The sequence below is a fragment of the Microcystis sp. MC19 genome (genome assembly GCF_003019735.1).
GTDB lineage: Bacteria > Cyanobacteriota > Cyanobacteriia > Cyanobacteriales > Microcystaceae > Microcystis.
This window is the reverse complement of record NZ_CP020664.1, coordinates 574,439-593,942: the sequence shown is the minus strand read 5'-3', so window position 1 is coordinate 593,942 and position 19,504 is coordinate 574,439. Positions and strand designations below refer to the sequence as shown.

The 19,504-nt window shown below is 41.6% G+C and carries 18 protein-coding genes and 1 pseudogene; 7 read left to right on the top strand and 12 right to left on the bottom strand.

Annotation, left to right across the window (positions count from 1 at the left end; translation table 11 throughout):
- The first annotated feature begins 297 nt into the window (after nt 1-297).
- Nucleotides 298-1,128, top strand: coding sequence for an energy-coupling factor transporter transmembrane protein EcfT (locus B5D77_RS03080; protein WP_008200765.1), 831 nt, complete (start codon nt 298-300; stop codon nt 1,126-1,128).
- 9 nt (nt 1,129-1,137) lie between these two features.
- On the opposite strand, the gene coaE is transcribed toward B5D77_RS03080, so the two are convergent.
- The gene (coaE, locus tag B5D77_RS03075; RefSeq protein ID WP_008200767.1) at nt 1,138-1,719 is read right to left on the bottom strand and encodes a dephospho-CoA kinase; all 582 of its coding nucleotides are present in this window, start codon (nt 1,717-1,719) and stop codon (nt 1,138-1,140) included.
- Nucleotides 1,720-1,780: 61 nt separating this feature from the next.
- Nucleotides 1,781-2,506 (bottom strand): phosphoribosylaminoimidazolesuccinocarboxamide synthase, encoded by a 726-nt coding sequence (gene purC / locus B5D77_RS03070; protein ID WP_008200768.1) that lies wholly within the window; start codon nt 2,504-2,506, stop codon nt 1,781-1,783.
- A gap of 338 nt (nt 2,507-2,844) precedes the next feature.
- Here purC and B5D77_RS03065 point away from each other — a divergent pair, with 338 nt between their 5' ends.
- The gene (locus B5D77_RS03065; protein WP_002743720.1) at nt 2,845-3,141 is read left to right on the top strand and encodes a hypothetical protein; all 297 of its coding nucleotides are present in this window, start codon (nt 2,845-2,847) and stop codon (nt 3,139-3,141) included.
- A gap of 239 nt (nt 3,142-3,380) precedes the next feature.
- Here the strand turns inward: B5D77_RS03065 and thrS are convergent, their stop codons facing one another.
- Nucleotides 3,381-5,180 carry a threonine--tRNA ligase gene (thrS, locus tag B5D77_RS03055; RefSeq protein ID WP_008200774.1) on the bottom strand — a complete coding sequence of 600 codons (1,800 nt, stop codon included), beginning with the start codon at nt 5,178-5,180 and terminating at the stop codon, nt 3,381-3,383.
- Nucleotides 5,181-5,314: 134 nt separating this feature from the next.
- On the opposite strand from thrS, the gene B5D77_RS03050 reads away from it, so the two are divergent.
- On the top strand, nt 5,315-6,235 hold the full coding sequence (locus B5D77_RS03050) for a metal ABC transporter solute-binding protein, Zn/Mn family (RefSeq protein ID WP_106908252.1): 921 nt from the start codon (nt 5,315-5,317) through the stop codon (nt 6,233-6,235).
- Between the two features lie 270 nt (nt 6,236-6,505).
- Here B5D77_RS03050 and B5D77_RS03045 read toward each other — a convergent pair whose 3' ends face one another.
- Nucleotides 6,506-7,612: a GTP-binding protein gene (locus B5D77_RS03045; protein WP_106908251.1), complete on the bottom strand. Its 1,107-nt coding sequence runs from the start codon at nt 7,610-7,612 to the stop codon at nt 6,506-6,508.
- A 102-nt stretch (nt 7,613-7,714) separates the two neighbouring features.
- On the bottom strand, nt 7,715-8,152 hold the full coding sequence (locus tag B5D77_RS03040; RefSeq protein WP_002803749.1) for a DUF4079 domain-containing protein: 438 nt from the start codon (nt 8,150-8,152) through the stop codon (nt 7,715-7,717).
- Between the two features lie 4 nt (nt 8,153-8,156).
- On the opposite strand from B5D77_RS03040, the gene B5D77_RS03035 reads away from it, so the two are divergent.
- Nucleotides 8,157-10,793, top strand: coding sequence for a M1 family metallopeptidase (locus B5D77_RS03035; RefSeq protein WP_106908250.1), 2,637 nt, complete (start codon nt 8,157-8,159; stop codon nt 10,791-10,793).
- Between the two features lie 154 nt (nt 10,794-10,947).
- Here the strand turns inward: B5D77_RS03035 and B5D77_RS27925 are convergent.
- The 6 genes and pseudogenes from B5D77_RS27925 to B5D77_RS03005 form a co-directional block, all read right to left on the bottom strand.
- Nucleotides 10,948-11,152, bottom strand: a pseudogene (locus tag B5D77_RS27925) (AAA family ATPase); the annotation flags it as partial.
- Nucleotides 11,153-11,385: 233 nt separating this feature from the next.
- Complete coding sequence (locus B5D77_RS03025) at nt 11,386-12,432, bottom strand: sulfate/molybdate ABC transporter ATP-binding protein (protein WP_008200790.1); 1,047 nt, start codon at nt 12,430-12,432, stop codon at nt 11,386-11,388.
- A gap of 19 nt (nt 12,433-12,451) precedes the next feature.
- Complete coding sequence (gene cysW, locus B5D77_RS03020) at nt 12,452-13,294, bottom strand: sulfate ABC transporter permease subunit CysW (protein WP_008200791.1); 843 nt, start codon at nt 13,292-13,294, stop codon at nt 12,452-12,454.
- A 41-nt stretch (nt 13,295-13,335) separates the two neighbouring features.
- On the bottom strand, nt 13,336-14,178 hold the full coding sequence (gene cysT / locus B5D77_RS03015) for a sulfate ABC transporter permease subunit CysT (protein ID WP_008200794.1): 843 nt from the start codon (nt 14,176-14,178) through the stop codon (nt 13,336-13,338).
- A gap of 19 nt (nt 14,179-14,197) precedes the next feature.
- Nucleotides 14,198-14,539 (bottom strand): NIL domain-containing protein, encoded by a 342-nt coding sequence (locus tag B5D77_RS03010; protein WP_008200797.1) that lies wholly within the window; start codon nt 14,537-14,539, stop codon nt 14,198-14,200.
- 11 nt (nt 14,540-14,550) lie between these two features.
- A complete protein-coding gene (locus B5D77_RS03005) occupies nt 14,551-15,594 on the bottom strand; it encodes a sulfate ABC transporter substrate-binding protein (RefSeq protein ID WP_008200798.1) in 1,044 nt (347 codons plus the stop codon).
- Nucleotides 15,595-15,764: 170 nt separating this feature from the next.
- Here B5D77_RS03005 and B5D77_RS03000 point away from each other — a divergent pair, with 170 nt between their 5' ends.
- On the top strand, nt 15,765-16,544 hold the full coding sequence (locus B5D77_RS03000) for a Crp/Fnr family transcriptional regulator (protein WP_106908249.1): 780 nt from the start codon (nt 15,765-15,767) through the stop codon (nt 16,542-16,544).
- A gap of 16 nt (nt 16,545-16,560) precedes the next feature.
- Here the strand turns inward: B5D77_RS03000 and rnc are convergent, their stop codons facing one another.
- Nucleotides 16,561-17,241, bottom strand: coding sequence for a ribonuclease III (gene rnc, locus B5D77_RS02995; protein WP_106908248.1), 681 nt, complete (start codon nt 17,239-17,241; stop codon nt 16,561-16,563).
- Between the two features lie 58 nt (nt 17,242-17,299).
- Between rnc and B5D77_RS02990 the strand changes: the two genes are divergently transcribed.
- Together B5D77_RS02990 and B5D77_RS02985 are read left to right on the top strand one after the other, a co-directional pair.
- Nucleotides 17,300-17,866, top strand: a complete 567-nt coding sequence (locus B5D77_RS02990) for a hypothetical protein (RefSeq protein WP_106908247.1) — start codon at nt 17,300-17,302, stop codon at nt 17,864-17,866.
- 459 nt (nt 17,867-18,325) lie between these two features.
- Nucleotides 18,326-19,354 carry a chlorophyll a/b binding light-harvesting protein gene (locus B5D77_RS02985; RefSeq protein ID WP_002742255.1) on the top strand — a complete coding sequence of 343 codons (1,029 nt, stop codon included), beginning with the start codon at nt 18,326-18,328 and terminating at the stop codon, nt 19,352-19,354.
- Nucleotides 19,355-19,504 lie beyond the last annotated feature (150 nt).

Sequence of the window (19,504 nt, the reverse complement as noted above, 5' to 3'; positions counted from 1 at the left end):
GCATCTCACTTACGCGATAAGTAATTATACTTAGCCTAAAAGCCACTCTTAATCGTGTCTTGGAACGAAATAGAGGCTTTTAAAGACTGCGTACATGGAGAATTAAAACAAGAATTACCCTCGAAAAGCCTATTTTTCCACTAAGTATTTATGCTCATTGCAAAGGTGAGATGCTCCCGCCGATCCCCCCTGCCCCCCTTGATAAGGGGGGTGCCGATAGGCGGGGGGATCCCCCTTAATAAGGGGGGCATCTGACAGTTTTTAACACCTAGCTACTTACTAACTTTTTTCCTAATTATGCAATCATTTAACTGGCAAACCGTCGATCAAGATTCTCCTTTTACTCGCCTAGATTTTCGGACAAAATTAACCATGATGATCGTGGTTACTCTCATCGCTTTTACTTGGGAAAGTCCCCTCGCTGGCGGTTTTCTAACTCTTATTGTCGCTTTAGCTTGTCTCTGGGCCGGGGTAAAATGGTCTTATCTCCTCACTATTTTCAAATTCATGGCTCCCTTTTATCTATTCTTATTAATTACCATGGGATTTTTTAATGTGGAACAGGTAAAAGCTTTAACGGGAAAAACTGAATTAACTCCCTTATTAACTGTCGGTTCTGCTCAAATGACTGTGGAGGGAACCCTCTACGGTTTAAATGTGATCTTTAAAACTCTCACTATGGTTTTAATTATTCCCCTCGCTATTTTTACCACCGATATAAATCAGATGATGGTGAGTTTAACTAAAGCCAGAATTCCCTACAAAATAGTCTTTATTTTTTCCTCTACCCTGCGTTTATTTCCTCTCCTAGTAGAAGAATCTCGATCGATTATTTCCGCTCAAAGATTACGAGGATTAGCAATAGAAAAAATGGGTTGGTTACAAAAGGGAAAAATTTACGCTTCTATCGCTGTACCTTTAATTTTAAACGCTATGGCTAAATCGCAAAAATTAGAGGTAGTTTTACAGGCTAAAGCTTTCTCTGGTGATCCTGATCGCACATTTTTACAGGAATCAATCTTAACCAATAAAGACTATTTATTAATTATTGGCTTTCTATTTTTATTGGTTTTGGCAATTATTCTCTATGTAAAATTCGGGGTGGGAAAATTTGCCTGGTTGTTTTAATATTAATCCCTATTGTATAGCTCGATCGATCTGGGTATATAAAGCTTCTAAATCCCCGGAATTGTCTAAAACAATATCAGCCAAGGCAATTTTTTCGGCTAAAGACATTTGATTATTAATTCGAGCGATCGCTTGTTCTCTACTTAGGTTATTTCTAGTCGTTAAGCGTTGAATTTGTTGCTCGAAACTGCAAGAAATCACCCAAATCTCTGTGACTAAATGGGTTAATTTGGCTTCAAACAATAAAGGAATAGAACAAACAACTATCGGGACTTCTAACTGCTCTAAATGCCGCTTAAAACATTCTCTAACATAGGGATGAATCTGACTTTCTAACCAGATTTTTTCCTCGAGATTATTAAAAATAATCTCTCCTAACTGTTGGCGATTAAGGGAATTATCCTCAGTTTTAACTTTTCTGCCATAACGCGCAAAAATTCTCTCTAAAATTTCCGAACCTTTTTCCACTGCTTCCCGGGCATAAATATCCGCATCAAGAACAGGAATTTTGTAGATATTTTCTAAATAATTGGAAACCGTGGATTTACCACAAGCTATTCCCCCTGTTAACCCGATAATTCTTCTGGACATAAATTATTAAATTGCTAATCTCAATTAAGGTGCGTTACGCGCTCGCTAACACACCCTGCGGTTATAAACTTTCTATCTGTCGTAAAACTCTTGCTTGTACTTGTTGATAGGCAGTTTCCACATCTCCTAAATCGCGACGAAAACGATCCTTATCGAGAATGCGCGCTTGAGCATCCTCTTGGGTTTTATCCCAGAGACGACAGGTATCGGGGCTAATTTCATCACCTAGATAAATTTTGCCCGTTTTATCAACTCCAAATTCTAACTTAAAATCGACGAGAATAATCTGGCACTTATCAAAAAATTCCTGTAGATATTGATTGATTTTCAGGGCTAAATCTCGTAACTGATTGACTTGCTCCTCCCTGGCAATATCAATCACTTTTATGCGATCGGGCGTTAACAAAGGATCTCCCAAAGCATCATCCTTGAGGTAAAATTCTACGAGAGGAAAGGGTAAAACTTTCCCCTCCTTTAATCCCGTTTGCTTGCACAAACTACCGGCGGCGATATTTCTGACTACTACTTCCAAGGGAATGATTTTAATCGCCTTGACGCGCATTTCCCTAGAACTAGGGCGATCAATATAATGGGTAGGTATTCCTAGGGATTCTAACCATTGAAATAGGGCAGTGGAGACAGTACAGTTAATTTCTCCTTTGCCGACAATTTGCCCACGTTTTTGGGCATTAAAAGCGGTGGCATCGTCTTTGTAATAAGTGAGGAGAATATCAGGATCATCGGTTTGATAGAGAATTTTGGCCTTACCTTCATAGAGTTTTTCCATAGTTATCATCCTTGGCAATTGATAAACGAAAATCGATGGTTAATCGGATAGCGGCAGCAGCAAATTTTGGCGATCAACCTAGACAAAAAATCTCCATCATCAGGGGGATGATCGTTGAGAAAAAATAATGTATAATTGCTGCTTAAAGATAACTGCCAACATTTTGCGACCGAATCTTAACCTATAACCAAAAAGTGTCACGATCCCAGGGTTCAACTTTTGGCGAATCGGCCCAGTTTTTACTTAAATCCCCAATGATAGCCAACAACTGATATTATCTCCCATTACCATTACCGAAAAATCTAAAGAAATTCCGAAAAATTACCCGCCGTCGCCCTATGAATCAGAATCCTCCTAACGATGATAACCCGAATCTCCCCGATCGCCGCAAGGAGGATTTTCTCTATCCTCGCGCGCCCTACTATGGGGAATTTAAGCCAGAAAACTTGCTATTTAACGCCAATTTACAGGAATTTGCCCAAAAAGTCAGTTTTATTTGTAATCTGGAAACGGGGGGCAAAATCAGTTCTCTAGAAGCCTACCAAAAAATTAAAGCCCTCTGGAAAGACTTAAAACAGAGCAAAAAAGGCCTGGGCATTGGGGAAAATCCCTTTCAAAAAGATGACGATACCTAAAGGATAATCAAGAAAAATCGGCTCTTCTAGGTTCTGTGTGATAAGTTTAACTTATATAGGATCGATCAATCTTTGTGTCCTTTGTGTCTTTGTGGTTCCTTCCACTCGCTCGCTAGGAAGAATGTATCTTAGAATACATTTTGCCCACCAAACCTAAGAGAGCCAAAAATCTCCTGGGTTGCTCAAAAATGCTGGGACAGAAATATTTTCTGTCCCCATAGAATTAGATGAGCAAACGCTTAAAAATTACCGTGATTTTGGATGGCGCTTTCTAATTTTGCCACCACTTCCTCGACGCTAATTACTCCTAAATCGCCCGCCGCACGGGTGCGAATACTTAAACTATTACTTTCCATTTCCTTTGCCCCCACCACTGCCATCACGGGGATTTTTGCGGTTTCAGCATTGCGAATCATTTTACCCAAACGTTCGCCACTGGTATCGGTTTCGGCGCGAATTCCTAACAATTGCATTTTCGTTGTCACCTCTTTCGCGTAATCCAATTGAGTATCACTAACTGGTAATAATCGTATCTGGACAGGGGCTAACCAAAGAGGAAAATCCCCCGCGTATTCTTCGATTAAAATACCGATTAAACGTTCCAAAGAACCAAAAGGTGCGCGATGAATCATCACCGGACGTTTACGATTACCATCTTCGGCAACATATTCTAGTTCAAAACGTTCGGGTAAATTATAATCTACCTGTACCGTTCCTAACTGCCATTCTCTTTCGAGGGCATCTTGGAAAATAAAGTCTAATTTGGGACCATAAAAAGCCGCTTCTCCGGGGGCTTCAAAATAATCCATCCCCAAAGTTTGCACCGCTTTTCTAATCGCTGATTGTGCCTTTTCCCAAGCTTCATCGGAACCGATATACTTATCCGATTCGGGGTCACGAAAACTCAATCGCGCCTTAAAATTCTTTAACTGTAAACTCTTAAACACCGTCAAAATTAAATCAACAACGCTTAAAAATTCCTTGTCTAATTGTTCGGGAGTGACAAACAAATGGGAATCATCAACGGTAAAACCGCGAACTCTAGTTAACCCTCCCAATTCTCCCGATTGTTCGTAACGATAAACTGTCCCGAATTCTGCCAGACGCATCGGCAATTCCCGATAGGATCTCAAATCACTTTTATAGATTTGAATATGAAAAGGACAGTTCATCGGTTTGAGGACAAATCCTATTTCCTTACTAGCAGATTCCTCATCGTCTGCCATCATGGGAAACATATCTTCTTTGTACTTTTGCCAGTGACCGGAAATTTTAAACAAATCGACGCGAGCAATATGGGGAGTAACTACGGGTAAATAACCGCGTTTTAACTGTTCTTTTTTCAGAAAATCTTCTAACAAAGAACGAATTAAAGTGCCTTTGGGGGTCCATAAAGGCAACCCCGGCCCGACAGAATCAGAGAAAATAAATAAACCTAATTCTTTGCCTAATTTGCGATGGTCTCGTTTCAGTGCTTCTTCCTTGCGGCGCTTGTATTCGGCTAATTGTTGGGGATTTTCCCAAGCTGTGCCGTAAATGCGCTGTAATTGGGCTTTATTCTCATCCCCACGCCAATAAGCACCCGCTACCGTCTCTAATTCGATCGCTTTTGGGTCTAGTTCGCTTGTATTATCTAGATGCGGACCGGCGCACAAATCCCACCAAGCGTCACCAAGATGATAGAGGGTGATGGGTTCTTGAATTCCCGCCAGAATTTCCAGCTTATAGGGTTCATTAATCGCTTTAATGCGCTTTTCCGCCTCTTCCCGAGAAACTTGCTCGCGAATCACCGGCAGTTTTTTATTGATAATTTTGACCATCTCTTTTTTGATGTCCTTGAGATCCTTATCGGTAAAAGGTTCCGGCACATCAAAATCGTAGTAAAATCCGGTTTCAGTCCAAGGCCCGATAGTAACTTGGGCTTGCGGAAATAATTTCTGCACCGCCATGGCCATCACATGGGAGGTGGTGTGACGAATGCGCTTGAGGTGGTCGGATTCGCTGGTTTTCGGTAGTTTAATCGGGGCTTGGTTATCCATGTCTTTTGAATTTACACCTTCTCTATTCTCTATTTTAATGGTAAAAGGAGTCTTTAGTCAGGAAAAAAATCAAGATAGATAACAATGCCATTTCCCCTCATCTCTAACCTCTAAACCCTCATCTCTATTTTCCGATGAAAAAACTAATTTTATCCTGTTTATTTTTAGGATTGGTTGCTTGTAATCCCTCGGTTAACACCACCGATAACCAAAAACCCAAGGTAATCTCCACTAGCACAATTATCGCCGATTTAACCGCACGAGTGGGCGGTGAAGAAATTGACCATCAAGACATTTTAAAACCCGGGGATGATCCCCACGTTTATGAACCAGTTCCCGCCGATAGTGTGGCTTTAGAAAAAGCCGATTTAATTCTCTATAACGGTTATAATCTCGAACCGGGGTTAATTAAAATGATCAATTCTACGGCAGTTAAAGCGAAAAAAGTGGCTGTGGGAGAAGCAATCAAGCCTTTACAACTGGAAAAAGAGGGGCAGAAAGTCCCAGATCCCCACGTTTGGGGGTCGGCAAAAAATGGGATAATCATGGTGGAAAAAATCCGAGATCAATTGATTGAATTAAGTCCCGAAGATAAAGAGATTTTTACCCAAAATGCCGCCCAATTAATCGCAGAATTAGAAAATCTTGATCGCTGGATTGCTGCGGCTATTAAAACTATCCCCCCTTCCCAAAGACAATTAGTCACCACTCATGACGCTTTTCAGTATTATGCTCATGCCTACGGTTTAAAAGTAGCAGGAACTTTAATTGGTATTAGTACCGAAGAACAACCTAGCGCCCAAACGGTGAAAAATCTAGCCGATGCTATTAAAAATCTCCAGGTTGCTGCTATCTTTGCCGAGACCACTATTAATCCCGCTTTAATTACCACGGTAGCGGAAGAAGCGGGGGTGAAATTAGCACCACAACAATTATATTCTGATTCGATCGGCGCGGTGGGTACTAGAGGGGATAGTTATGTAAAAATGCTCAGGGAAAATACTCGCTCGATCGTGGAATCTTTAGGAGGAAAAGTACCTCAAGAAGGTCAATAGACCTCTGGTAAAAATCAAAAAATTGTCCTTAGAGTCAGGAGTTAGGAAGGCAGAAATACCGACAATCAGCAATTATCGGTGAATTTTAGATGATGACAAATGGATCAGCAGCTGCCTGTAAGCATCCGACCGAAAAGCTAATGCGCGGGGGGTTTGGGGGGTAGAACCCCCCAAAAGCTTGGATTGAGGGAAAAAATCGAAAGTAACGCCCGACTTTAGCAGAGAGTTTCCCCTTAAAAATCCCAACTTAGTAGATTTACAAAGCGGGGTTTATTTCCCAAATCCTTTACCGCGATTGACAGCAGGTAAACAGAGACAACTATTAATTTGCTCTTTGATAGTTTCATGATCGAGATTTTGACCGATAAGAACTAGCTGATTTTTCGGAGTACCTTTCCATTCGTCATCTTCGAGAGTGAAACGTTTACCACTAAGGTGGAAAATATGACGTTTAGGACTTTCATCAAACCAGAGAATACCCTTAGCGCGGAAAACGCTTTCCGGTAACTGATTATCGAGGAAATATTGGAACTTCCGAATCGAAAAAGGTTGGTCACTAGCAAAGGAAATAGAAGTAAATCCATCCACCTCTAAATGATTGGAATGGTCGTGATGATCATGATCGTGATCGTGGTGGTGATCGTGGTGGTGATCATGATCGCAATGGTCATGATCGTGATCGTGGTGGTGATCGTGGTCGTGGTGTTCTTCTTCTGTGTCGAAATATTTATCCGATTCAAATAGTCCGACGCTGAGAATTAAGGGTAAAGGGACTTGACTTTTGCTAGTACGAAGAATTCTCGCTCCTTCCTTCATGTCCCGGATTCTTATTTCTAAAGAATCCACATCCGCTTCATCCACTAGATCGGTTTTATTGAGAACAATAATATCACCGTAGGTGATTTGACTTAAGGCCGCTTGCGAGTTGAATAAATCAAGACTAAAATTGGCACAATCCACCATAGTGACAATGGAATCTAAACGGGTCATTTCCCGTAATTCTGTCCCTAAAAAGGTTAAAGCTACTGGTAAAGGATCGGCTAATCCCGTGGTTTCTACGACTAAATAATCGATTTTTTCGGGACGTTCGAGAATTTTATAAACTGCTTGAATTAAATCCTCGTTGATCGTGCAGCAAATACAGCCATTATTTAATTCTACCATGCTGTCATCACTACTGATAATCAGTTCATTATCGATACCGATTTCACCGAATTCATTGACAAGAACAGCAGTTTTAATTCCCTGTTGATTACTGAGAATATGATTGAGGAGGGTAGTCTTACCACTACCAAGAAAACCAGTAATAATTGTTACTGGTAGCCCTTTTTTTGGCACTGACATCGTGTTAATAGTTTGTGATTCGACGGTTTGCATAATGATTTGGGGGTGAGTATTCTGTCACTAAAAAGCGATTCTTCGGGATGAGATAGCTAGTTTTTCTCGATCAAACAGTCTCCACTCGATCGCCGACTATTTTTATTGTAGATATTTTTGGACCACATCCCATCCTGTTAGGGTAACAAAAAGAAAACCCAGAAACAATAAAAGATTAGTGCCGATGTGGAGAGACCGCGCTAGAGGTGGACGAGTTGTAATGTTCAGGCCGCTAATTGCCGAAACAAAAACCAGAAAAACCACCGATAAACCCGCTATCAGGTGGGAAGAGTGACCTAAACTGCCATAATGACCGATTGTTCCCACTAATCCGATTCCCAGCAGAATTAAGACCAAAGCAACCATGATCAGGCCGCTGAGGAGATGAAAGGGTCTTAACCATTTTGGTCGAGATTGGCCCGCAAGTCGTCGATAACCCATGTTTACCCCCGAAACTGCCAGTAAAAAATAGGCAAAGAGGGCAAATCCCATCGACCAAGCGGCAATTTTCCATAACCAGAGAAAGGAGGGGAGATTCATAGGGGTGGGATTATTATCAGCAAGGAAAGGGACGACCGATCGTGTTAATTTAAGTTTACCGGACAAAAATCAGCAAGTTAGGGCTAATATGTCTCATCTCACCATCGACACGGAAAATCATCAGCGTCAACCCTTTGAATTACCGGGGGCTAAACCCCATTATAACCCCGATCGACCCGGACAAGTTAATCATATTTTTCTCGATTTAATTATTGATATTCCCGGACAAAGTTTTCAGGGCAGCTGTCAGATTACCCTCACCCCCATTCGTCAGGGAATTAGCAGTTTAACTCTGGATGCGGTGGATCTAAATATTAATTCTGTGTTCATTGAAGGTATCAGTCAACCCTTTGACTATGATCGTTCTCTCCTGACTATTCATCTGCTACAACCTAGCACTGATAAACCGATTATCCTGACGATTAACTATCAGGTTAAGCAACCACAACGGGGATTATATTTTATCGGACCCGACGAATACTATCCCGATAAACCGATTCAAGTTTGGACCCAGGGAGAAGATGAAGATTCTCGCTTTTGGTTTCCCTGTTTTGATTACCCCGGTCAATTAGCTACCTCCGAAATTCGGGTTAAAATTCCCCAACCCTATATCGCTATTTCTAACGGGGAATTAATCTCGGTGGAACCCGTTGGTGAGGACAGAATTTATCACTGGTCACAAAAGCAAATTCATCCTACCTATTTAATGACTCTTGCGGTGGGAGATTTTGCTGAATTATGCGACTCATGGAATGGTGTTCCTGTCACTTATTATGTGGAAAAAGGACGGGAAGAAGAGGGACAAAGAAGTATGGGTAAAACTCCCCGCATGATCGAGTTTTTTAGCCAAAAGTTTGGTTATCCCTATCCCTATCCCAAATACGCGCAAGTTTGTGTAGATGATTTTATTTTTGGTGGGATGGAAAATACCTCCACCACAATTTTAACCGATCGCTGTTTAATTGATCAAAGAGCCAGCATTGATCATACTTGGACAGAAAGCTTAGTTGCCCATGAATTAGCTCATCAATGGTTCGGTGATTTAGTGGTGATTAAACACTGGTCTCATGCTTGGATTAAAGAGGGAATGGCCTCCTATTCTGAGGTTTTATGGACAGAATCGGAATACGGAAAAGCAGCTGCTAGTTATTATTTATTAGGGGAAGCAAGAAGTTATTTAGAAGAAGATACTTCCCGCTATCGTCGTCCGATTGTTACTCATGTTTATCGAGAAGCGATCGAACTTTATGATCGTCATCTCTACGAAAAAGGTGCTTGTGTTTATCACATGATCCGCTCTATTTTAGGGGAAGATTTATTCGGAAAAGCGATTCAGACTTTTGTGCGAGATAATGCCCATAAAACCGTGGAAACTGTGGACTTATTACGGGCGATCGAAAAAGCGACCGGGTACAATTTATTATTCCTCTTTGATCAGTACGTTTATCGCGGTGGTCATCCCGATTATAAGGTGGCCTACAGTTGGGACAATCAGAATAATTTAGCCCAATTAACTGTCACCCAAACCCAGGACGAAAAGGAACTATTCGACTTGAAAATTCCCGTCGCTTTTGCCTATCTCAACTCTGAGGATATTACCTACAATCTGCGGATTCACCAAAAAGAACAAAGTTTCTATTTTCCCCTAGCACAAAAGCCCGATTTTGTCAAGTTTGATCGGGGTAATAATTTCCTCAAAACCGTCACTCTTGAGTATCCCATCGGTGAATTAAAAGCGCAATTACAACAGGATACCGATCCAATTTCCCGTATCTATGCAGCCATAGCCATTGCTAAAAAAGGCGGTTTAGAAGCGATCGAAGCTTTAGGGACATCCCTAGAAAATGAGCCTTTTTGGGGGGTGCGTGTGGAGGTGGCCAAACAGTTAGCAACTCTTGGTTTAGATCAGGCGGTTACTGCTTTAATTAAAGGTTTAAACGACGAAAAAGCACAAGTCCGTCGGGCAATTGTCGAGGGATTAAGTGAAATTAAAACCTTAGATAGTTATAACGCGCTTAAATCCCTACTAGAAGCCGGAGATGCTAGTTATTATGTGGAAGCGGCCGCGGCGCGAGGATTAGGCTCCATGGCCGTGGGACAATTGCAAAATAAAGAAGGGGAAATTATTGACCTGCTCAATCATGTTTTACAGTTAAGAAAGGGGTGGAATGAGGTAGTAAGAGCGGGCGCGATTGGCGGTTTAAGCCAGTTAAAAACCTCGCCGGCGGCTTTGGAGTCAATTTTGACCTACACGGCTTTAGGCACGCCTCAACCCCTGAGATTAGGAGCTATCCGCGCCCTGGGAGCGATTTCTTCGGGACAAAGCACGGATAAATTAACCGTAATTTTGGAACGTTTAGAAACCATTGCCAAGGAAACTTTTTTCTTGACGCAGGTGGCAGTGTGTAACGCTTTAGGACAGATAGAAAATGCCAAAGCTATCGCTATTTTACAAGCTTTGAGCGATCGAACTCCCGATGGTCGCGTGCGTCGTGTAGCGGAGGAAGCAGTACAAAAAGTCCAGAAAAAATTAGGTTCCGACAAAGCAATTCAGGAAATTCGCGAGGAATTAGAAAAAATGAAACAGGAAAATCAGGAACTGAAAAGTCGTTTGACCAAATTAGAGGCAAAAAATAGTTAGTTAACCTGAGTTATCATTTATCAGTCAATATCAATACTTATCAGTCAGTGGAACAGAAAGCGGGTTTTTGGTTAAGAAACCCGCTTTCTCCGAGCTTGTTGAGTGAGAACAGCTAAAAATTCCGGGGAGTCTAATCGTTGAGAAATTTGTTCATCCTGGTTCTTAATTCTTTAAATTTTCCCCGTCTGTCCCCAGCTTTTCTTAAACCAACAGTAAAACATTCAGAGAGGAAAACAAAGACATCAAATATGGTAGATTTTCCGCTCCCATTAGGACAGAGAAAAACGGTTATAAGGAGTAATGCTTTTTAATTCTAAGTCCTGTAAAGCTCGGTAATTTTGCAGGCGCAGATTTTCGATTCAAGGTATAGAGTTTTTAGACATTGATTGTTGCTCTCTGCTACTTTTAGCTCGTCTTGTCCCAGATTAGCTGTTAATTTTGCCGCTTCCCCGAAAAAACCAGTCAATTTTTAGTAATCTCTACTTATAATACCAAATCCAATGGGTGATCAGATACACCCATTTCTCTTGCCTGAGTTTCCCCATCATCTGCTTTGTCCAGATCAGAATCAGCCTTGACTTGGCTTTAAGGTTTATTTTATAATTGAGTAATCGATAACTTTCTCACTTTTATTGTCAAAATCAGTGAGTAAGGTCGCTTTTCTCGGTTTTAAATGTACCGTTTGTTCTAGTTGTAACTGTAATTGCTTGTATTCCTCACGATTGAGATAAGCCACCACCATTTGCCCATCGGCTAACATTAATTCTACTTGTATTTCCCAGCCTAAATGAATAACTCTTTTTACCACTGCCCAACTATTCAAACCATCTTGATTGGGCATAATTTCGATGTCGTGGGGACGGATAAAAACGGTGGAATTATCCCGCGGATGATGTCCATTTCCTAATCCTGCTAAACTGGGTAAGATATTCACTTCCCCAATAAATTGCATCACAAAAGCTGTGGCCGGATGATCGTAAATTTCGGCGGGAGAACCCACCTGTTCAATTTTACCATGATTCATCACGACAATCGTATCGGCTACTTCCATTGCTTCCTCTTGATCGTGGGTAACAAAAACACTGGTAACGTGAACTTCTTTATGTAAATTTCTCAGCCATACCCTTAATTCTTTTCTGACTTTTGCATCTAAAGCTCCAAAGGGTTCATCTAATAATAATACATTCGGTTGAATGGCTAAAGCGCGGGCTAAAGCTACTCTTTGCCGTTGTCCTCCCGATAATTGGGCGGGATAGCGATCGCCTAATCCTTGTAATTGAATTAATTCTAATAATTCCTCAACTTTTTTCTTAATTACTGGCGATTTTTGCTGGCGAATTTCTAGACCAAAAGCAATATTTTGACGGACAGTTAAATGTTTAAATAGGGCATAATGTTGGAAAACAAAGCCGATATTTCTCCGTCTAGGCTCCAGATGGGTCGTATCTTGTCCGTTAATGATAATTGCGCCACTGTCGGGAGTTTCCAATCCCGCAATTGAACGTAATAAGGTGGATTTTCCCGATCCCGATGGTCCGAGGAGGGCGACTAATTTTCCTTCAGGAATGGTTAAATTGATATTATCTAAAGCTTGAAAATTGCCGAAACGTTTAGAAACTTGCTGGATAGTAATACTCATATTTTTAGGTTAATTGTAGTTATGTAGTGTGAATTTTGTGGGCGGTTTTACGTTCGAGAATTTCTTTAATAATTAAAGTAACTCCGGCTAGTAAGGCGAGAATAGCCGCCGCACTAAAAGCGGCAGGAGTGAGATAATTTTTATAAGCCTGTTCTACGAAAATTGGCAGGGTGGCAGTTCTGCCTAAAATACTGCCAGAAACCACAGAAACCGCCCCAAATTCTCCCATCGCCCGGGCATTAGTTAACAGCACTCCGTACATCAATCCCCAACGAATATTAGGTAAAGTGACGCGCCAGAAAATCTGCCAATCATTTGCCCCCAAAGTGCGCCCCGCTTCCTCTTGTTCCAAGCCAATTTCTTCTAAGACTGGGATAACTTCTCTAGCGACAAAAGGCATGGTGACAAATATAGTTGCTAATACCATTCCGGGTAAAGCAAAAAGTATTTTTATATCGAAAAATTCCAGAAAAGAACCTAACCAACCATTGCGCCCATAGAGCAGTACAATCATTAAACCCGCTACCACGGGAGAAACGGCAAAAGGTAAGTCAATTAAACTAATTAATAAAGTTTTGCCACGAAATTGATTGCGAGCAATTACCCAAGCTGCACAAAGTCCGAAAATTGTGTTTAAAGGTACAGTAATTAGGGCAATAATGACTGTTAATCTTACCGCTTCGATAAAGTCAGAAGTTCCCGCCGCTTCTAAAAAAGCTTGGAATCCATTGCGAAAAGCATAGTAAAATACTGCCGCTGCGGGAATAAATAATAATAGTGCCAGATAGACAAGGGCGATGATAATTAGTAGGGGTTTGTAATCCCATTCTTTCGGTTTGGTTGATTTTTTTAGACTCAGCATTTTTGATCTGTCTCCAGTCATACTCCAATATTTTTTACTCTTTACTTAACTCTGTATTTTTGACCCCATTGCTGCAGGAAATTAATTACTACTAACATGAACAAAGAAACCAGCAATAAAACCATGCCGATTACTGTCGCCCCTGTGTAATCATATTCCTCTAGTCTTTGGAAGATTAAAACTGGGGCAATTAAATCCTTAAAGGGGATATTAGAGGAGATAATAACTACGGAACCATATTCACCGATCGCTCTGGCAAAACCGAGAGCAACTCCTGTTAAAATAGCCGGTAGTATTGTGGGAAAAATAACTCGCCAAAAGATTTGCCAAGAGGAAGCACCGAGGGATAAAGCCGCCTCTTCCACTTCTTTTTCCATTTCCTGTAAAACCGGCTGTAAGGTGCGGACAATGAAGGGTAAAGCGATAAATAACATCGCCACAAAAACCCCTAAAATGGTAAAGGATATCTTAATGCCAAAGGGGGCAAAAAATTGACCGAGCCAACCATTATCACTGTAAACTGTGGCGAGGACTAAACCAGCAACAGAAGTGGGTAAAGCAAAGGGCAAATCCACACAAGCATCGACAATTTTTTTACCTGGGAATCGATACCGCACTAATACCCAAGCGATAATAGTGCCAAAAACTCCGTCTATCAGTCCGGCAATTAAGGAAGTCAAAAAAGTGACTTGGTAAGCGGATAAAGAAATCGGTAAAGTGGCAACGCGCCAAAATTCAGCAAAACCAAGAGTTAGGGATTTAGCAAATAGTGCCGCTGCTGGTAAAACCAACAAAACCACTAGGTAACTAATGGTTATTACCCAAGGAATAGAAACTTTTTTCTGGGGTTGACTGGGAGATAAAGATAATTGTGGGTTAGCCATTGTTAATTATTGCTAGAGATTACCAATTGTCCGCTTCTTCAAGAACTTGTGCTGAATCATACCAAACTTCTACATCTAAATCTGCCAGATAGGAAAGGGCATTTTCTATACCTTGGCAGTTGCCTTGTAGTTGTAGATCAAACCAGCCATCTTGATTATTATTGGCAGCTAATAAAGCGGAAAATATATTCACTTTTAGACTAGGAAAAGACCCTAAACGTGCTATAATTGGCTCGTTAATATACTGTTTAGGAACCCGAATTTTTATCCGTCGGGAAGTGGGGCGATCAAGTCCAGATTGATCAAGATGTAGGTCACTTTGGGGATGATTAATAGTTTGCCATTGAGGTTGATTATCCATGGTTTTTCTCCTTAGGATTTCCCAGCTTTAGTCAGAATTTTATCGAACAAGCCTCCATCATCAAAAAATTGCTTTTGTACCTTATCCCAACCGCCTAAATCCTGCACGGTAAAGAGATTTTTTATCTGAGGAAATTTACTCTCAAACTCTTTAGCTACCGTCGGTTCAACGGGACGAAAACCCACCTGAGCAAATTCTCTTTGCGCCGCGGGAGTAAATAAAAACTGCACAAAAGCTTCGGCCACTTTTCTCGTACCCTTTTTATCCACATTGGCATCAACAACCGCCACGGGATTATCAATAGAAATATTGTAATCGGTGGGAACAGTATAAGCTAAATTCTCACCTTTTTGGTTAGCGAGAATCATCTCGTTTTCGTAATTAATTAGCACATTTCCCTGACCCTGTTTAAAAAATACATCACTAGATTCGCGAGCATCTCTAGGTAAAACTGGCACATTTTTAAACACTTTTTCGACAAAAGTTTGCGCCTCTTGTTCACTGCCTCCTGCTCGCGTCACCGAACCCCAAAGAGCGAGAAAATTCCAGCGCGCTCCGCCGGAAGTCTTGGGATTAGCGGTAATAACTTTAATATTATCCTTGGCTAAATCTGACCATTTATTAATTTTAATATTGGCATCACGAGGGACAAAAGCCACTACAGACTTATGAACAATAGAGTCATTGGGTGCTTCTTTTTCCCAACCGGGTTGAATTAATCCCGCTTGCTCAATTTTCTTGGTATCCAAAGCTAAAGCCAACGCTACCACATCCGCTTCTAAACCATCGATAACGGCGCGAGTTTGGGAACCGGAACCACCATAACTCTGTTCAAAAGTTACCTTTTGCCCCGTTTTTTCTTGCCATTCCTCGACAAATTTGGGAATGATTTTTTCGTAGGCACTTTGGGTGACAGCATAGGAAACAAGTGTCACAGTCACGGGTTTTTGACTGTCATTGCCGCTACTGGTGGGGGATGGGGTGCAAGACACGAGCATTCCCCCCGTCAGGACAGTTGCCATGAGTAGGGACAAACAAGACTGGGATGACTGCATCGGCGGTCCTCCTGAGATTTACTCTGAGGTTGTATCTGTTTTTATGTCTATTTTAATCTTACATCATAGAAAACAAAATTTCAATACATTTATAAAACAAACTTGAAGCAAGATGATAACAGGAGAAACTGTGAGAAGATGGAATCAGTGCTACATCTAGGTTTGAGACTATGGGCAAGAGCGTCAAAGCCAAAAAAACAACCCTCCTACAACAACTGATTAACCAGAGTTTTCTCTTTCGCGGACTAGAGGAAGCTTGGTTAAGTCAGTATCTCGATGCCGACAATCTCAAGCTAGAGACGCTATTTTCCAATCGTCCCGTCTATACGGCTTTTCTCCCCGATGAATTTCTAGATGTTTTGTATGTGATTTTGAATGAGGGTGTAATCGTCGTCCGCAGCACTCCCCTCGACCGGATTATTGCCATTACCTACCCCGGCGGTTGTTTTGGCATGAGGAGTTTACCCTTTAGTTATGGTTTAGCCAGTCGCGCCTTTCCCTGTTTGGTGGAATCCTATAAAACTACCCACGTCCTGAAAATTCCCTTATCGGCGCTAGAAAAGATTTACAACGATAACGAAAGTTTTCGTCAACGGTACTGTTTGTTATTTGAATTACAGCAAAAATTCGAGTATCATTTGCTTAATTGCAGTAGCTATCCACCCCAAGCTGTAGCCACTTTACTCAGAGCTTTAATCTATCAAGAAAGAGAATTAGGTAGTCAACCAGATGCCGAAAATATCTATACTTTTGATTTATCCGTCGATGTGATTGCTCGCGCTTGTCAACTCAATCAACGCACCGTCGAACAGGTATTAAAAGGATTGCAAACCGTGGGATTAATTGCCTCCGAATCGACGGGGGATTTAATTCGGGTACTGGATGCCGAGGGTTTAAAAGAAGTGTACAGTGCCACCCGGGATAAAGTTAATTGGTGGCCCCTAAGATAAGTAGGATTGGCCCTATTTACCCTGGCAATTGACAGCGTTTTAAAGCATCTTCGGCCGCCGCTTTGGTGGCATCCTGTTTCCGTTTACCTTTACCTGTACCGTAGAGCAGATGATTAACCCGCACTTCGGCAGTAAATTCTCTGGCGTGGGGGGGGCCTGTAACATCGATGATCGCATATTCTGGATTAGAGGCAAAATTGGCCAGAGCCCACTGTTGAAAGAGATTTTTGGCATCGATAAAAGATGGCGATTCCGATTGTTGAGAGACTAAATGAGAGGCTACAGGGATAAAAAGCCCGTGCAGATAGTTTTTAACCGCATTTAACCCCGAATCTAGATAATAAGCCCCAATTATTGCTTCAAAAGTGTCCGCTAATAGGGTAGGATTTGATCGGCCCCGATCTTTAATTGCCCCCTTGCCTAAACGCATTAACTCCCCCAGTCCGATTTCGATGCCTAATTGCGCTAATTGTTCTTCTTTGACCAAATTTGACCGCAAACGGGTTAATTCTGCCTCGTTCATGGCGGGATATTTTTGATACAAAAGTTCGCCCACCAAAAAAGCCAAAATCGCATCGCCCAAAAATTCTAGGCGCTCGTTATTTTCCGTCAATTCCGACTGTTCATTGACATAGGAACGATGGGTTAAAGCTTGGGTGAGAAGGAGAGCATTTTGAAAAGGAGGCAAACAAGACATTACAGAAATGATCAAGTCAAGAGCATTTCTTATCTTAATCTGACCCAACCTCGAATAGATGAGACGAACGATCCTTTTTTTACTGTTTTTTCCGGCTAGTTTAGGCATAATCTCCCAAATCTTCTCACCGGAAAACCTATCCGCTGCTATTCTTGCCCTAGGTACCCTGGGGATGTGTATTGAACAGGCACGCATGGCAGCGGTGGACTTGGCAGAAATTGCCCAATTTCAGCAAAAAACCAGCGATCCTCGCCTCGATCGCTTTTTTATGGTCACAGTTAGTACAATTGTTTTAGAATTATCGGGCTTTTATGTGGCTGCCTTCTGGATAGGATGGGGAGCTTTAATAGTTTTAGTTAGTCAAATTTGGTTTCATTGTTTAGCCAAAATTCAACTGCAGCCAAGCACAGAAAAAATCATTGACCATGGCATAGGGCCACGTTTACCCATCTTACTCGCTGACGGAATCGGCATAATCTTCGTGGCTTTCTGGTTAGCCAAAATCGCTCCCCTAATTATGGCCATGACTTTAACGACAATGTTATTAATCTACGGCTCTATTAAGTATCTTTTCAGAACTGGGGAGGGGGGAGAAAGTAACCTCCAGAGGCGGCAATCCCTATAAATGGGCGCTCAGAGACTCTGACGCAGTTTAAATTCAGTACAGCTTACCACAACCGACAGGGAGGCGAGTGGCACCAGCGGGTATTTTATCGAATAAAAAAGATATTTCAGGTTAAAAATGAAATAAAAAGCGTAAATAAGCTTAAATATGCTCTTTAATGCCTAATTATAGGCTTGTTTAAGTGATGACAAGCTAATTATCCTCTAGTCTTCGTTAAAAATTAATTAGTAATTATTTTCAATTATTTGAGGCGATTACTCTAGCTGCGATCCAAGATTCATGCTGAAAAGCCTTGATTGTCAAAGGCTGATCAGGCTAAAAATACTGAGGCATCAAAGGATACCGAGCAACTGTAACAATTCTTAACTTGACTTTATTGAGAATTATTCTAGACTAAGACTTAAAGCTTATTGCATATAATTATCAATAAGCTTGGTTCTATTTCCATTAAAAGATGCCATGCAGACCTACGACAATCCTCAGATCAAGTACGACTGGTGGGCAGGAAATGCCCGTTTTGCCGATAAATCAGGCTTATTTATCGTTGCCCACGTTGCTCAAGCTGCTTTAATCGCTTTTTGGGCAGGAGCCTTCACCTTATTTGAAATTTCCCAGTATCGCCCCGATATAGCCATGGCAGAACAGGGCTTAATTTTACTGCCGCACCTGGCCACTTTAGGCTTTGGAGTTGGAGAAAAGGGGCAAATCATTGATATCTATCCCTTTTTCGTGATTGGCTCAATTCATCTGATTTCTTCGGCAGTTTTGGGAGCAGGAGCCTTATTTCACCTGTTAAGAGTCCCAGAAACCCTGAAAGATTCCTCCGGTCCGGGGAAAAAATTCCATTTCGATTGGAGTGAACCCCGACAATTAGGAGTTATTCTCGGTCATCACCTGCTCTTTTTAGGTATAGCTGCATTATTGTTAGTGGCCAAAGCTATGTACTGGGGGGGATTATACGACGCAACTATCGGCGCTGTCCGAGTCGTTAGTGAACCAACCCTCGATCCTTGGGTTATCTATGGCTATCAAACCCACTTTGCTACTGTGGACAATCTCGAAGATTTAGTCGGTGGTCATATCTACGTCGGTTTAATGTTAATTGGGGGCGGTATCTGGCATATTATCGTTCCCCCGCTTAAATGGGCGAGAAATGTGCTGATTTTCTCTGGAGAAGCCATTTTATCCTATTCTTTGGGCGGAATTGCCCTAGCTGGTTTCGTGGCCGCCTATTTCTGTGGGGTAAATACCCTCGCTTATCCAGTCGAATTTTACGGGCCAATTTTAGAAGTGAAGTTAGGAATTGCTCCCTACTTTGCCGACACGGTGAAATTGCCCTTTGGAGTACATACGGCGCGCTGTTGGTTAGCTAATGCCCACTTTTTTCTCGCTTTCTTCTTTTTACAAGGTCATCTCTGGCACGCTTTACGCGCGATGGGTTTTGACTTTAAACGAGTAGAAAAAGCCTTAAATGCGATAGAAGCCTAGTTTTTTTGAGGAAAATTAGGATAAATTATCGATTTTCCTAATTTTCCCCGCTGATCAATCTTTCTAACTGTCCCTTATGCCTTACTGTACCTGTTGTAACACCAAATTGCTGCATCACATTGGACGCTCTCGCTCTTATTGGTACTGTAG